Origin of the sequence: Microcoleus sp. B5-D4 (assembly GCF_036705145.1) — a bacterium.
GTDB lineage: Bacteria > Cyanobacteriota > Cyanobacteriia > Cyanobacteriales > Microcoleaceae > Microcoleus.
Genome location: NZ_JAUBTV010000006.1, coordinates 57,731 through 72,707, shown reverse-complemented (window position 1 = coordinate 72,707; position 14,977 = coordinate 57,731). Strand labels below are relative to the sequence as shown.

15 protein-coding genes are annotated in these 14,977 nt (G+C 47.3%); 4 read left to right on the top strand and 11 right to left on the bottom strand.

Annotated features, from left to right (window positions below; genetic code table 11):
• On the bottom strand, positions 1–1,226 hold a 1,226-nt coding region (locus tag QUB10_RS04685; RefSeq protein ID WP_333199987.1), incomplete at its 3' end, for a DUF4347 domain-containing protein.
• A gap of 533 nt (positions 1,227–1,759) precedes the next feature.
• On the opposite strand from QUB10_RS04685, the gene QUB10_RS04680 reads away from it, so the two are divergent.
• On the top strand, positions 1,760–2,401 hold the full coding sequence (locus QUB10_RS04680; protein WP_333104131.1) for an LON peptidase substrate-binding domain-containing protein: 642 nt from the start codon (positions 1,760–1,762) through the stop codon (positions 2,399–2,401).
• 220 nt (positions 2,402–2,621) lie between these two features.
• Positions 2,622–3,560, top strand: a complete 939-nt coding sequence (locus QUB10_RS04675; RefSeq protein WP_333199985.1) for a PspA/IM30 family protein — start codon at positions 2,622–2,624, stop codon at positions 3,558–3,560.
• Positions 3,561–3,593: 33 nt separating this feature from the next.
• Here the strand turns inward: QUB10_RS04675 and QUB10_RS04670 are convergent, their stop codons facing one another.
• The gene (locus tag QUB10_RS04670; RefSeq protein WP_333199983.1) at positions 3,594–4,235 is read right to left on the bottom strand and encodes a pentapeptide repeat-containing protein; all 642 of its coding nucleotides are present in this window, start codon (positions 4,233–4,235) and stop codon (positions 3,594–3,596) included.
• Positions 4,236–4,285: 50 nt separating this feature from the next.
• On the bottom strand, positions 4,286–5,233 hold the full coding sequence (gene pheA / locus QUB10_RS04665) for a prephenate dehydratase (RefSeq protein ID WP_333199981.1): 948 nt from the start codon (positions 5,231–5,233) through the stop codon (positions 4,286–4,288).
• Positions 5,234–5,441: 208 nt separating this feature from the next.
• Here pheA and QUB10_RS04660 point away from each other — a divergent pair, with 208 nt between their 5' ends.
• Positions 5,442–6,020, top strand: coding sequence for a DUF1997 domain-containing protein (locus QUB10_RS04660; protein ID WP_333199979.1), 579 nt, complete (start codon positions 5,442–5,444; stop codon positions 6,018–6,020).
• A gap of 142 nt (positions 6,021–6,162) precedes the next feature.
• On the opposite strand, the gene QUB10_RS04655 is transcribed toward QUB10_RS04660, so the two are convergent.
• From QUB10_RS04655 to pgl, 6 genes are all read right to left on the bottom strand, one after another.
• Positions 6,163–6,615, bottom strand: a complete 453-nt coding sequence (locus tag QUB10_RS04655; protein WP_333199977.1) for an FHA domain-containing protein — start codon at positions 6,613–6,615, stop codon at positions 6,163–6,165.
• Complete coding sequence (locus tag QUB10_RS04650; RefSeq protein WP_333199975.1) at positions 6,612–7,184, bottom strand: hypothetical protein; 573 nt, start codon at positions 7,182–7,184, stop codon at positions 6,612–6,614. The genes QUB10_RS04655 and QUB10_RS04650 overlap by 4 nt, the downstream gene beginning before the upstream one ends.
• Before the next feature lie 286 nt (positions 7,185–7,470).
• Positions 7,471–8,208, bottom strand: a complete 738-nt coding sequence (locus tag QUB10_RS04645; RefSeq protein WP_333199973.1) for a PRC-barrel domain-containing protein — start codon at positions 8,206–8,208, stop codon at positions 7,471–7,473.
• Between the two features lie 55 nt (positions 8,209–8,263).
• Positions 8,264–8,755 (bottom strand): FHA domain-containing protein, encoded by a 492-nt coding sequence (locus QUB10_RS04640; RefSeq protein ID WP_333153305.1) that lies wholly within the window; start codon positions 8,753–8,755, stop codon positions 8,264–8,266.
• Positions 8,756–8,837: 82 nt separating this feature from the next.
• Entirely contained in the window at positions 8,838–9,629 is a 792-nt protein-coding gene (locus tag QUB10_RS04635) for an FHA domain-containing protein (protein WP_333153306.1), read from the bottom strand.
• A gap of 554 nt (positions 9,630–10,183) precedes the next feature.
• Positions 10,184–10,903, bottom strand: coding sequence for a 6-phosphogluconolactonase (pgl, locus tag QUB10_RS04630; protein ID WP_333199971.1), 720 nt, complete (start codon positions 10,901–10,903; stop codon positions 10,184–10,186).
• Positions 10,904–11,284: 381 nt separating this feature from the next.
• Between pgl and QUB10_RS04625 the strand changes: the two genes are divergently transcribed.
• Positions 11,285–12,652 carry a hypothetical protein gene (locus QUB10_RS04625; protein ID WP_333199969.1) on the top strand — a complete coding sequence of 456 codons (1,368 nt, stop codon included), beginning with the start codon at positions 11,285–11,287 and terminating at the stop codon, positions 12,650–12,652.
• Between the two features lie 172 nt (positions 12,653–12,824).
• On the opposite strand, the gene QUB10_RS04620 is transcribed toward QUB10_RS04625, so the two are convergent.
• The gene (locus QUB10_RS04620; RefSeq protein ID WP_333199967.1) at positions 12,825–13,991 is read right to left on the bottom strand and encodes an LptF/LptG family permease; all 1,167 of its coding nucleotides are present in this window, start codon (positions 13,989–13,991) and stop codon (positions 12,825–12,827) included.
• Positions 13,992–14,162: 171 nt separating this feature from the next.
• Complete coding sequence (gene lptB / locus QUB10_RS04615) at positions 14,163–14,891, bottom strand: LPS export ABC transporter ATP-binding protein (protein ID WP_333034782.1); 729 nt, start codon at positions 14,889–14,891, stop codon at positions 14,163–14,165.
• Between the last annotated feature and the right edge of the window lie 86 nt (positions 14,892–14,977).

Here is a 14,977-nt window from a genome sequence, read left to right as displayed (position 1 = left end):
AAGCTATAAGCGGTAGTGGGCTTGCTGGTGTCCACTGTCAAGCTGGGAGCGGTTATAGAGCCTGTTAATATCGCACTTTCTTGGGTGTCGGTCACGCCAACAGTTTTCAACAGGTCAGCTAGAGATACGTCCCCTGTATAAGTGACTTTTAAAGCTTGACCCTTTTGATAATCAAATGTTACGGTTTTGCCGCTGATTGCTCCAGAGAAGCTATAAGCGGTAGTGGGCTTGCTGGTGTCCACTGTCAAGCTGGGAGCGGTTATAGAGCCTGTTAATATCGCACTCCCTTGGGTGTCGGTCACTCCAACAGTTTTCAGCAGGTCAGCTAAAGAAATATCACCCGTATATTTAGCTGTTACCTTGTCTTTAGTTACGCCAAATTCTACTTGTTTTTCACTGACGGTTCCAGTAAATTTATAAGTTGGCTGGTCGGTGTTTAAAGCGCCTATGATTAAGCTGGGATTGTTGATTGACCCGGTTAATATCGGACTTGCTGTAGTGGTAGGAACTCCCACAGATTTCAATATATCTGCTAGAGAGCCAGCACCGTTATAAGTGGCTGTAATTGAATCCGCTCGAATCTCAAAAGTTAATGGCTTTAAAGTAGCGAGGATATCTTGTAAGGCTTTTTTGGCAACTTCAGATATGCTGATGTTTTGTGCTTTTAGGGCGGTCTCTAGTTCGTCCCAAGTCGCATAGGTTAATAATACAGCCGGATATGCTGCCATTATTTCTGAATTAAACGCAGAGGCAAACTTACCTTCTCCTAGAGCTACTTCTAACTCCCAGTTTCCTCCCAATGCAGCATTACCCGTTAAGTTAGCTGAGGCCGCAATATTTGCGCCAATCAAAGTCCGTAATTTGGCTAGAAATTCTGTACCAGCATCTCCTGCGGCGACTTGACAGCCATAAAGAAACAAGCTCGATGGTGCACTTTCACGGGCTACAAACCACTGTTTCAGTTGTTGGGCATACTTGCTCAGAGTATCTAGGCTGAGTTGGGCATTTCCCAAATACACGCAACCGGGCGCACCGTGGGAAACAATATGCACTCCCGTAATATCGCGACGATTAGCAAGTTCTTCAGTAATGTGGCTAATGCCATCTTTTGTAGCGTCAAGAATAATTACTTCTGTTCCTGCTTCTACTCCTGCTGCCAATGTTTGATAATCGGCAATTTTAGCATCGATGAAAAGAATCGCCTTTTGGATGTTGGAATTAATCATGTTAATTAGGAACCCGTGTTTTTTCGGGTGATTTGTAAATTGAGAAAAATCAAACTTGCACTCTGTTCTAATTTTTTTTATTAGAAATAATTAAGTTGTTCCGTCACAACTAACCTGAACCGTTCCAACAACTTCTGCCCCAAATCTCCTAACTGCTGGGTCTACGGCTCGATTTTTTGCATCGCCCGCGAGGAAGGCGTGGCCAGTCCGTTCTCCCAATTGTTCAGGTTAGAGAACACCACACCGAGACGTGCGGGAAACTGCTATTGAGTCAGTCCTGTTTGTTGTCTCACGTCGCGCATAAAATCTGCCGATAGAAAGTTGCTTTTTTAGGAAAAATCGTGTATTAACGACACAAAATCTACTCTATCATAGTTAAGACCGTAGTAGTAGGGTGATCGTAATCACTCTGATCTGTGATAGCGATCGCCCGCGTCGCATTTCCCCCCGATCGCCCCTCACCCCGCCCGGAATTGCCTTTAATCAGTTAAAGTAAGAAAAATAAGCGCAAGTACCGTCACTTTTGAGCGACAATGGCATCCTCTTCCTCTGTAGCAGTTCGCGAACTCCCCTTATTTCCGTTGCCGGAAGTGGTTCTATTTCCAGGTAGACCACTCCCACTGCAAATCTTCGAGTTTCGCTATCGAATCATGATGAATACGATTCTGGAAGGCGATCGGCGTTTCGGTGTGCTCATGTGGGACCCCAACCAAAACAAAGTCTCTGCCGTTGGCTGTTGCGCCGAAGTGATTCACTGTCAGCGCCTCCCCGACGATCGCATGAAAATTATGACTCTCGGTCAGCAGCGGTTCCGAGTGCTCGACGCCGTTCGCGAAAAACCCTATTTAGTCGGTCTAGTAGAATGGATGGAAGACGAACCGCCGCAAAAAGACCTCAGACCTTTGGGAAAAGATGTTGAACAACTGCTGAGAGATGTAGTTCGCCTCTCCAGTAAATTGATGGATCAGCCGATCGACCTGCCGGAAGACATTCCCAGTTTGCCCACAGAATTGTCCTATTGGGTAGCCAGCTACCTTTACGGCGCAGCGACAGAACAGCAAACTCTTTTAGAATTGCAAGATACTGCTGCGAGATTGGAACGCGAAACCGAAATTTTGACTTCTACTCGCAATCACTTGGCAGCGAGGACTGTACTTAAAGATACCCTCAAGTAGCCAATTTGCATAGGAAAAAGCACGATCGGTTTGACCTGCATTGAAGAAAGAATTACACACAAATCATTCGATTTTCGATTTTTTATTTTTGATTTTCGATTGGGAATGAGTTATTGAACTAAGGGTTTGGAGATGGCCTACAGTTCCATTCTTTTTTGGAACAGGTATCTGTTTAATTCTTAACTTCAAACAGGTTCGGATAGGTTCCTTATAGCAGTAAATGCTTGTGTTAGACAATCACGACCAACCGAAACCATACGATGCAGTTAGAGGCGGTCAACTGCCACCTCCTGTGGGCGGTGTAGTGCTCGGCGGACTAGCAGGAGTTAAACATCGGCTGTCTAGTTCTGTCAATGAACATCGAATCGCCGCCCTGAGAGAGACCTTGAATTACGGCGATGCTGGCTTAAAAATAGTCATCAAGATTTGTCAAAGCGAAACAGGGACTGTGCAGCGGGCGGCCTGCGATTTGCTTCGACAAAGGCTGAATTCGATCGCCCGCGAAAAATTACAGGCCTTTGTAGCTTCCTGTGTAGATTCAAAATCTGAGGTAGACAGCACGGAAAAAATATTAAAGCACTCATCTGGTGCAGTCTCAGAAAAAAATTACGATCGGCAAATGTCCGAAGCACAGTTAATATTTGAGACAATTACGCAGCAAATGCAACCAAATTTGTTGTTATTAGAAGCACTGGTAGCCTCTGTAGAACGCGAAGAATTTACCAGCGAACTGATGAATCTTTGGGAACTATTAATCTTAGAAATTCAGGAACCTCTCAAAGAACTGCGTCAGGCTGTTGGCACTGCGATTTCCGCCCAACTGCGGATTCAGTGGCTGTACAATCAAGCTGAATCTCAAGCCAACCAGTGGCAGCAGCGAGCTTTGCTAGCTCTTCAGACACAGGATGAAAATTCCGCCCGCCTCGCCGTGGTTCGCCAGCAGGTTCAATTCGATCAGGCTGCAGAACTAAAAATTGACTTAGACTACCAAACTGTGCGAGTAGAAAATCTCAACCGCAACTTGCTGGCTTTGGAAAGTAAGATTGCTCAAGCTAATTCCAAGAAAGAGATCCTCAAGATGCAGCTTCATTTTGCTAAGGTACAGCAGCAAATAGACTTCACTTTCAGCCAAGTCAATAGTATATTTTTTAGTCCTTAGTTGTCGGGTTCTCCGGTTATATATTGCGTGAGTTCAAACTTGTCTGACGCAAAAATGTATTGCTCCACTTAAAATTGCCTCATCTAGCTTAGCTCCCTCCAGATTAGCTCCGCATAAAAATGCCCCGCTCAAATTAGCACCCCTCAAGTCAGCTTCTCTCAAATCGGCGCCCTCAAGGTTACTTTCACACAAAAAAGCCTTTCTCAAGTTGGCTTTTCTCAGACTCGAACCCCGCAGTTTAGCGTCGCTTAGATTGGCTTCTTCGAGGTTTGTATTGTCCAAGCAAGCATCTAGGAGGTTCGCTTCCATCAAGTTGGCGTTTTGCAAGTTTGCTCCGCTCAAATTAACACCTATCATTTTGGTGTCGCTCAAGTTGGCGTTTTCCAAGTTTGCTTCAATCAGGTCAGCTCCTGTTAATCTTGCGAAAGTTAGATCGACTCCGCTCAGGTTAGCTCCATTTAGGTTGGTCATCACCAGACAGGCATTCTTGAGCTTGGCACCTATTAAGTTTGCCCCCCTTAAGTTGGCCAGGGCAAAATTTATTTCCTTGAGATTCGCACAGGCTAGATTAATATGAATTAGGAAAGCTTCTCGCAAAGAAGCCTCTTTCAAGTTTGTTTCATGAAAATTTCTTTCTCCGGCTGCGTATCGCTTGAGAAGTTCATCAGCATTCATCTCACCCGCCTCCTAAGCTTGACTGAAAAAGTATACTACATAAAAGAAAATTATACTACTGACAGTACATTGTAGCAACCAAAGATTTTTAAAGTTTCTGTGTGATTTTTTAATTCTTCGAGTGCCGATAGAACAAATGCTTGGCAGGCGTTAGCTTCAACGTCCATAAAGAAAATATATTCTCCAAGCGATCTTTTAGTCGGTCTAGATTCAATCCGACTTAAATTAATACCGCGACTGGCAAATACTTGCAAAGGTTTTACCAGTGCTCCCGGCATATTGGCAGGTACGCTAAAAGCTAGTGAGGTATGGGTGCAATTAGACGGTGAAGCATCGAGGATCAACTCAGGAGCAGATTGTGTAATGGATTTAATGGATGAGCGAGCCCCTGATTCAACGTTTCCGATTTCTCCGCCACTCCTGCTGAGTACCCAAAAGCGAGTGTAATTATCGGGATAATCATTAATGGGGTGAGCTAACACTGGCAAATTGTAAAGTTCAGCCGCTCTTGGCGAAGATATCGCTGCTACATTTGTATCTTCCAGATATTGCAATGCTTCCGTGGTTGAGTTGGCGGGAATTAATTGAGCTGAGGGAATAAACTGCCCCAACCATACCTGACACTGAGCTAGCGCTTGCGGATGAGAGTAAACTTTTTGAATCTCGTTAAAATTTTTGGCATTAGACACTAGGGCGTGGGAAATTGGCAAAACTAAGGCGTGTTGAATGCGGAGTTGATCGAGTCGCCACAGTGTATCTAAGGTGACAGTCACGCTGCCTTCGATCGAATTTTCGACGGGCACCACTGAATAGTCAACCTGCCCTACGGCAGATGCCTCTAGCGCTTGAGAAATGGTGGAATAAGGACACAGGGTGCATTCCAAGTTAGTATTCAGGCTCAACCAATTGACATAAGCTAGAGCCGCTGTTTCTGCATTTGTACCCACAGGGCCGAGATGTGCGATCCTCTTCGAGGGCTTCGCTAACGAAATTTTCATTTAGAGGCAATTTTAGGTTACAAATGTTTGCTTGACTCTCATCAGCTAGGAAGTATGATGAAAAATTAGCGATGTCCCGAAAGCTTTTATCAGTGATTTCTCGGATGACATTGCTGGGTACACGACTTAGGGGGCAACTTATGTCACCTTAAAAAAGGTGATAGTTTATTAAGATATGCTTAGGAATCCTATATTTTGATATTTTCTCATGTATACCCGCTTTAATTCTTCCCAATCCGTTGAGATCGCCGTACCAGAGGAACGGGTTCCCATTCAACATTATCTGCGCCAGCCGAGGCGACTGGTGAACGCCCTTGTCGATCAAAGTCGCACAGAACAGCTAAGCGATGACTGTTTCCGCCTAAAAATGCGACCGTTACAATTTATGATGCTGAGCATTCAACCCACAGTAGACATGAGGGTGTGGGCGCAGTCGGACGGCACAATCAATTTGGAGTCCGTAGCCTGCGAGATTCGGGGCGTGGGTTATATAAACGATCGCTTTGCTCTCAATCTCAAAGGAAAGCTTTGTGTACACCAAAGCAGCGGGGTAGCATACTTGAAGGGAAAAGCGGATTTGGAAGTGCAAGTAGAATTACCGCCGCCGTTTTGGCTGACGCCCAAACCCATTTTAGAAGCAACGGGGAATGCTTTGCTCAAGAGCGTACTGCTGAGCGTCAAACAGCGGTTAATGCACCAGTTGCTCTCGGATTACCGTCGATGGGCAAGCAGCGAACCTGAGATAATATCGAGCGATATCCCCCAAATCTTATCTCTAGAAGGGTAATCTCGTAGTCTAAGAAGCTGTTAATTAATTTATAGGCATATTTGGGCAAAAATCAGCGGAATTGTCGAGATATGAGTTAGCTACTCAAATGGCGCACCCTGAGCTTTGTGTGAGTTCGCTTGCAGGCATAGACAGCGGCAGGTTAGTCAAGATCGATTTGAGTGATCCCTCCAAGTTCATCGTCTTCGATTATTCCCACGCCCCCAGGCCAAGCTGTTGACTTGTCTTTTGAAACTTCGTCCTTTTGGCGGAGTTCGCGCTGCGGTGGCTTGATTATTTTGCCCGGTTGATTCGTTGCGCCCACCCGAATCCTGATTTTTGGCCCGGAATTGCCCAAGCGAATTGTCATCCCGTCCACAACTGACACCTGAGCGATCGGTCTATCATCTACATAAGTGCCGTTAGCACCAAAATTAATAATTTCCCAGCCATTAGCGTGATTCCACAGCTCTACGTGGTGGCGCGAAACTACAGCGCTGTAAATAATTACATCATTGTCGTTCGATCGACCGATCCGAACCACGGGTTCTGATTCAAAACACCAACTTTGAACTGGGACAGACTGGATAGGATGTAACAGAGTTAAGGTAATCACTGATGTTTTGACACTCCACCGCCAGACAGAAACGGGGATACTTCTAGAGAGATTTTTTGGGAGAAAACTGCAAAAAATTTGATTTTTAAAGCCGTCATCAGTGGGCCACTATTCCCTCTATCTGCCCTAAAAGTCGAACTTTTGGCTGCTTGAGGTATTTGAAGCAACTTTTGAGGGTTAGCTTTTGGCGCAGGGGCAAATTTTTGCGGTACTCGGTAACAACCAAACACGATGTGATAAATCGGGTGAACTTCCCAGTGATGGACGGCGGTTAAAACCGCTTGATTAATTTGGTCTGTGAGGGAGCGATTCTGCCGATGGGTGAGTCGCTCCATTCGATCGGCTAAATAATCCTTTTCCCGCTGATGAACCAGAGAATTTAACTCATACCCGCGATGGTTGCACCGCTGATTCGAGTTCTCGGTCGGGCCACAGTCACTGCTCAACGGCTTGCTGTTTATAAAGAAAGAAGTTAACCAATTATTAATCCTGGGGTCTCTAGATAAAATACTTGTTGATTGTATCTGAGATGTTGCACCATTCTCAATTACTTGTTTAGGAACAGGCAAGATGCCTGTTCTACAAGAAAATTCACTCTTTGTGGAACAGGCATCTTGCCTGTTCTGGAGAATGGTGCAAGATGTGAGTTGTATCAAACAGCATAGGTCATTTTGAGTTGCTAACATTTTCCTTATTGATGCGATACCTTTAAAATACAATGCTTTGAGCAGCACTGGAATTTTGAGCGACAACACATCAATCTCTGATAGCGAAAATACCGATCGACCTTCCTCGCGCGCGCCGCCCGAAAATGCGATCGGCAATTAGTCCCCCGGCGAGCGGGAAGGCCAAACTTCAGCTCAAATCTGACTCAGGCGGCTCCGGCTTCGGCTCTGGCGGGACAGATTCTTGCCTTTGCCGCTTCAACTCTGCAACTTTTTCTTGAGCTACATCCCTGACTTCTAGAGCTTTATCTTGGAATTTTTCCGCCAGACTTTGAGCGCCCCGCTTCACGCCGGCCACATTTTTGAGAGTTCTGTCGAAATCTTCATGTAAAAACTCTGCTACCAGACCGACTTTTTTGTGCAGTCCCTCCGCGTACTGCACTGGCTCCGATACAGCCGCTTCAGAGACGATCGCCCGCTTGCTACCGATGGTCGAAATAGCTGCCACAGGTAACAAGTAAATGTCGTCTAAAACACCGCGCCAGCCGCTCGATTTAAATAGGTAGTGGGTGACTGAACCAGTGCGGACATCAAATAGGTAGTCAACCACTGCACCTGCCTTATTCCCAGCGTCCGTGAGTACCTCAAGCCCGATCGGACAAACAGCTTGTTCCGGCTGATGAAGTTCCGGCAGTTCCGGGTTAATAGTGACAAAAACATTTTCCCCCACCGTATCTACTTGCGCCCAAGCGAACCAAGTTTTTTTGCTGCCCAAAAGTCCCGACTTGCAAGTAAAGCCGATCGCCCGTTGGGAGTGAGCATCGAGCCAAACCCGATCTACCCTGCCGACCTCTTCCGCCGTTCTGCGGTCGATGGTGCGGCGGCCCTGCAGTTCACTGCGCCTAACAATCTGTGGTGATGTACTCATAAATAAACTCCTGAGTGCCGCCTTTGAAAAATGTCGATCGTCCAAAGAAGCCGATTTAATATTCTTCTTCCGAATAATGGCGATTATTATCTGCCTGGGTTAACTCGTCCTCTTCCCTGGAAGTGCCAACTTCTTTGTGGTCGGGAACAGGAATCGTGCTCATGTGCACGCCGGCCGAGGGAGCGTGAATTTCCTTAGCCTCCCTGGGCTTGACGCTAAGAAGTCCTAACTGGACGGAGGACTGATTCGGGCCTACATTGATTTGAATTTTCGGCCCAGAGCGAGCCAAGTGAACGATCAGACCGTCCACAATGGGAACCTTAGCGATCGGCTTACCATCGAGGTAAGTCCCGTTGGTACCTAAATTGATCAGTTCCCAAGTTATGCCGCTGCGCCGCAATTCGATGTGGCGACGAGAAACCACAGCGCTAAAAAGAACGACGTGGTTTTCGGTCGAGCGCCCGATCCGGACGACCTGCTCGTCTTCAAAGATCCAACTGCGGACGGGTATAGACTGGAGTGGATGTAGCAAGGTCAGCTTAATCACATTGGCAGCATTGAGTTTTGGTAGAGCGCCTCAAGATGCGATTTTAGATTTTAGACTTTCGATCGCCCAATCCAAACTCGCTCTAAGAGATTTGAAATAAAAACGTAACCAGGTCTCCTTTGCCCAGAGAGATGCGGTCTCCCGGTCGCAACCGGTGGCGGTTTCCCTTGGGTAGCGGAGTATTGTTGACGTAAGTGCCGTTGGAACTGCCTACATCTTCTAGGTAGCAAGCATCTCCCTCCACCCGGAGATTTGCGTGTACCCGAGAAACTATCTCAGAATTAGCAAATCCCGAAACATCAATATCCGGCGGCACTAAGTCATTTGGCTTGCCTATGTGAACCACAGCCAGACTGTGAGGCAATTCCATCGGCGTATTTGTCTGAACGTGTAGCAGGCGCGCCGACTGCTGTTGCAGTTGAGTTTTAGCTACACCTGCGGGCTGTGGGCCCGGAACCGGAGGAGAGATATTTACTGGTATTGCCACCGATTCAGTTGTAACAGGAACCGAGGGCGAAGGGGGGGGATCGGGAATCGCTGGAATGCTGGCGGGAGTTTTTTCCAAGTTGAGCCCCTTATTCAGGGTAACTAGAGGTTCCATGACCATCAGGGGTTCGGGTGGCACTAAATCCGGCGCCGGTGACGATACCACTGTGGGGCCTACAGGCGAGGGGGACGGTACTGTCACCTCAACTTCTGGAACTATGGAACCCGGACGCAAGTTAAAGCCACACTGACCGCAAAATGCTGCATCTGTCTGAACTGCTGCACCGCAGTTCGAGCAACTTGCGGTAACAGGTAAAGGCGTGTAGCAAGCCTCACACTGGCTGGCCCCGTCGGGGTTCTGGTGATTGCAATTGGGACAGACAATCATCGATTTCTCCTTGCTATCGGCCAGATTTTTAAATCAGCCTCATCAAAAGTCGTTGGGTCTGAAACCCCGTCCTTACAGGACGGCTTGACATTGAATTGAATCCCCTTGCGGGGTAGGGGGGTATGGTTGCCCCCCCGTGAGGATATGGTTGTCCTCAATCTCCCATTTCTGGGGTAAAGTTAGCTTCGCCAATGTTTAAGGAGCTTGTTAGGCTAGCAGCACTGTTCCAGTGACCTTAGAACTGTTTAACCACTAGCGACAGAGCAAGGGACTAGCTTCGTATCCCAGGGTGTCGTGACTCACAAAACGTAGTCAGTTAAGACGCTTGGCCCGTCAGAATGGCTTGTTAGATTTCTCTTTCAAGCCTCATGCCTTTAGGCTGAGGTTCCTGACAAAAATACTCGTGTATATGGTCAAATTTTAACTTTAACCGCCACAATTCTTATATTGCTTCTAATACTAGCAACTGAGCTGACGCCGTGACGTTAGCTGTGATGGGCAAGATTGAGTTAGTGATAATGCTGACTGTGTTGGGACGCTTGCGGCTCTGTCGGCTATTTTACGGAGGAGCCAGCAGCCGCATCGAGGAGCCACCAAAGCTCGCCTTCTGGTTGAACGAGTCTGGCTGGATAGGTCATTTCGTCGGCTGCGGGGGCAAAAATTTGAGCTAGGGCGGGTTGTTTGCTGGCTCCTGCGACCATGAAGATGACGCACCGGGCCCGGTTGATTAAGGGGACTGTAAAGGTAATGCGGGGTTGACCGTCTTTGTTGCCGACAGTTACTAGGGCGTCGCGGACTTGCAAGGCTGCTGTGCCGGGAAATAGAGAGGCTGTGTGGGCGTCGTCTCCTATGCCCAATAAAATGATGTCGAAGGCAGGAAACTCGCCGTCGGATACTTTGAAGAACTGCTGTAATTCGGTTTGGTGCGCCTCCGCGTCGGCTGCGGGGTCGCCGGCGGCTGTGGGCATGGGGTGGATGTTGCTGGCGGGGATATTCACTCGATCGAGCCACGCGAGGCGCGCCATTTTTTGATTGCTGTCTGGGTGTTCTGGGGGAACGTAGCGTTCGTCGCCCCAGAACACGTGAATTTTGTCCCAAGGCAGGTCTTGGCCCGAGAGCGCTCTGTAGAGCGGTTCTGGTGTGCTTCCGCCCGCTGCGGCGATCGTACAAAGTCCGCGTTCTGCTATGGCTGCTGAGATTTTCGACAGCACAATCACCAGCGATCGATCTATTAATTGTTCCCGATTTGCTAATACTTCAACTACTTTTTTCATTAATTTCCTCTCAACTTTCCTATTCGTGTTGTTCTCAGCAATTGCCAATTTTGCCTTGACATTTTACCTTGACATTTTGGTTTGAGGTCGATCTGCTGACAGACCCCGCAGGCTGGGCACGGCATCCCATAATATTTTATCATCTTATGCCCCTTGATTTGAGGAAAGCCAGACATATTTTTACCAATGCTTTATCGATTTTTACCTGTGACATTGCTCTTTGGCAACTTTGAATCAGAAGTCTGATCGCACATTCACAGTAAAAGCAAAATAGACAGGCTCCCGATCGCACTTACCCCGGGATAGCAAAAATAATCAAGATCGATGTGGTAGACTAGGAAAAATAGTTTTAAATCCGCACGCTCGGATGGAAGCAAAACTATGTCAATTTTCAAGCGATTTCCTACATCTGTCCGCTATCTGATAGCGCGGTTGCGCCACTGGACCCAACCGGCGGTTTGGGCTCCCCTAGCCGTGCTCTGTGCAGGGGGGTTATTTATCTGGGAGGTCTCTGTCAACCCAGAAAGGTTGAGCATAGATGGCGAAGAAGAAGTAGCCACAAACAATCCAGCTTCGCTATCGGGGCTATCTGCTGAAGATACCGCCATTGCGGCTGAAATAGACAGCTTACCAGTGCTAGTCAATCAGTTTAATGGCTCTACTGCTTCTGAACTGAACTTGTTAAATTCATCAGTAGTAAAAAGCAAAGGTTTATTCGAAGAACTTCGAGATCGGGACTTAGAAACTCCTCAGCAATCTTCAGCCCCCAAGCGGGTAGGAAGCAGCGGATTTTTGCCCTTGCCAAATTTAGCAAATCCTGCCGCCCTGGCCGGAAACAATAACCCCCAAAATTCCAGCTTGCCAAGTTCAAACGCCACATCAGCGTTGAGTTTATCTGGCAGTGGGAGACTGACTTCCGGGATAAAAACGATCGAGCCTGAGTCTGGGGGTACAGCGAAAGCAACTTTATCGCCGGCGTCGAGTGATGCTAATTCAGATAAACAAAACGAAAATTCTCTGCCTTTGAGTCCGCTGCAAGCAGCTATGAAAAAATACGTCGTTGCTAACACTTCGGCAACGGCGGCTTCGGCTGAGAAAACAGCAGACTCGGCTAAATTGCTCGATCGACCCGCTTCCGATCCGGCGGCAGGAAATGCGACAAATTTGCTCCCAACGACCGCTACAGCTCAAGGTGGAGCAAATCCTGTGAATGTTCCCACAGCACTTCCCCCACTTGTGGCTCCGACAAATACTGTAAGCAAGGAATCTCAAGAATTATTAAAACCGACAGCTACAGTCCCTGAATCATTGGCGGGGTTAAATTCCCGAGTACCGAGCCTCCCCGAAATAAATGCAGGGGCTCCAACGGTGGCTTTGCCGAAAAATCCCTACCAAACTAATTTATCTGGTTCCGGCTCCGCACCTGAAGTTCAACCGGCTGCACTTCCAGTAGCCACACCTTCACCAACACCTCTACTTCCAAATGTCGGTCAATCTCCCTTTGCGAGTGGGATTGGGGGAAGCAAGATAATTAGCCCTCAATTCTCTCCCAATTCAGCGAATTCTCAATTTCAAACACCTCCACCGAGTCAGCTTAATTTGCCGGAGCAGCATAACTTTGGAGTTGTTCCCCAAAATACAAATCAGGGCGTGCAGCCCATTCAACCTCAAACTTTTGCTACACCCCGATCCCTGGCTCCGGGACGCTACATTGGTGGTGGCGAAATCAATACTTTTTCTAATCCTTAAATGAAGGAAGTTCGGCCACGAAAACGATATTATCAATTCCCAATACTTAGGCTACGCTGTTCCTGCCCTTCGACTTCGGTTTTCCTCAGCGTAGTCGAAGGGAAGGGAGCCGAAGGCAGTGGAAAGGTAGTACAAGTTCCGAATTAGCCATTCCCAATGTTAGTGGTAAAACTTACCTAGCGGCAGCCCGCGCCAACAACAATCCTCCGATTCCCAAACCAAACACGATCGGCAGCCAAGCCGAAAGAATCGGAGTCAAAACAGCTTTCACGCCCATAGAACTGGTGATGAAAGAAAATACATAGTAAGTAAAAATCACAACTACGCTAATACCAAAACTCGTTCCTCTACCGGAGCGACGCGGTTGAGTTCCCAAAGCGGCTCCCACTAAACCAAATACCATGCACACGAAAGGAAAAGCATATTTTTCTTGAATTCGCACCTTTAATTTGCGAATTTGCGGTTCGTCGCCGCTGTTTTTAAGGATATCCAAACGCTCTAAAGCTTGGGCAATGTTCATTTCCTTAAAATCCCGCGCTCTGGCAGCTAAATCTAAGGGCGTGCGGGGGAGTTGCAATTGCTGGTGTTGAAACCTAACTATATTCCGGTAAGAGCCATCAGGAGCTACTATATAAGCGGTTCCGTTGAAAAAATCCCAGGTATTTTCTGAGGGATTCCAAGTAGCGGATTCTGAAGAAACGATTTGATTGAGGCCTGGGGTGGAGCGATCGATAATTGTTAAACCTTTCATTTGCTGGCCGTCAAATTGTTCTGCATAAAAAAAGCGGGCTAGGATTTCGTCGCCGCCTTTTTCGGGTTTGCGAAATTCTGTGTAGATAATATTTCTATCTTGAAATGTCGGTTTTTCTCGCTTCATGGCTCTGTCTAGAGTCACAGTAGCTCTGTAGCTGGCGGCGGGTACAACTAACTCTTGCAAAGCAAAGGTGAAGCCTGCAACAATTAAACTCATTATCACAGCAGGCAGTATTAATCGGTAAACGCTAACTCCGCAACTGCGGAGGGCGATGAGTTCGCTGTCGCTGGACATTCGGCTGTAGGCCATTAAGGTTGCTAGCAGCATTGACATGGGGAAAGCCAATACTACGAAGTAGGGAATTTGCAGGAGAAAAATTTCTATGGCTGCGCTGTAGGGGAGGCCGGATTCTGCTACTCTGCGGACTAATTCAAATAAAGCTCCAACTGTGACGGCGACGGATGTAAAGAGTCCGACGCCAAATAAAAATGGGCCGATTAGTTCTTTGGTAATGTACCAGTCCATTACGGAAATTCTCGGCAGCCAGTTGATGGGATTCAAAGAATTGGATATTGCTATTTTCATAGTTTGGCGATGAATGCAGTTGGCTCCTCAATCTAAAATTGAAATTTCTGTATTGTGTTTTTATAGGGGGGGAGGGCGGGTTTATAGATATCTGGGCTGGGATATTTATATTTAGGCGAACCCGCCCCTACGGAATCTATCCGACGCCCCCTTGGCAGTTGCTATAAAAGACTATCGCACGAAGTTGTCACCTAAGTAATATTGTCGTACTAAAGGATTGCTGTAGAGTTCTTCTTCAGCCCCGGAGGCTAAAATTTGGCCGTCTCGCATGATGTAGGCTCGATCGGTAATTTCGAGGGTTTCTCGGACGTTGTGATCGGTGATGAGGATGCCGATTTTACGATCGCGCAATTTAGCAATAATGGTTTGAATTTCGTCTACGGCGATCGGATCGACGCCTGCAAACGGTTCGTCTAAAAATAGAAACATGGGCCCGTCTCGCCCTGCGGCTAAGGCTCTGGCCAGTTCAGTCCGCCGCCTTTCTCCCCCTGATATTTGAATTCCCAAACTGGATGCTATTTTTTCTAAGCGAAATTCTTGCAATAGGAAATCGACTCGCTCGCGCCATTCCCAGCGCGGCACTTGAGTTTGTTCTAGGACTAACAAAATGTTGTCGCGCACGCTCATGTTTCGGAAAATGCTTGCTTCTTGAGCGAGATAGCCAATTCCCAAATGCGCTCGCTGGTGCATCGCCAATTTAGTGATGTCTAAATCGTTTAGCCAAACGGTGCCTTGATTGGGTTTTTCTAATCCGGTTGCTATGTAAAATGTTGTGGTTTTGCCGGCACCGTTGGGGCCGAGTAATCCTACGATTTCTCCTTGGGCTACCGACAGGTTGACGCGACTAACTACATTGCGTTTTCCGTAGGATTTGTGAATATTTTCGAGTACAATTTTCATTTTCGCTCCCGGCAAGCTCTACAAGCTAATTTCAGACTGCGGCTTTGTGCGATCGACTCTCTAATTTAAAGTTTACCTTTCCAAGT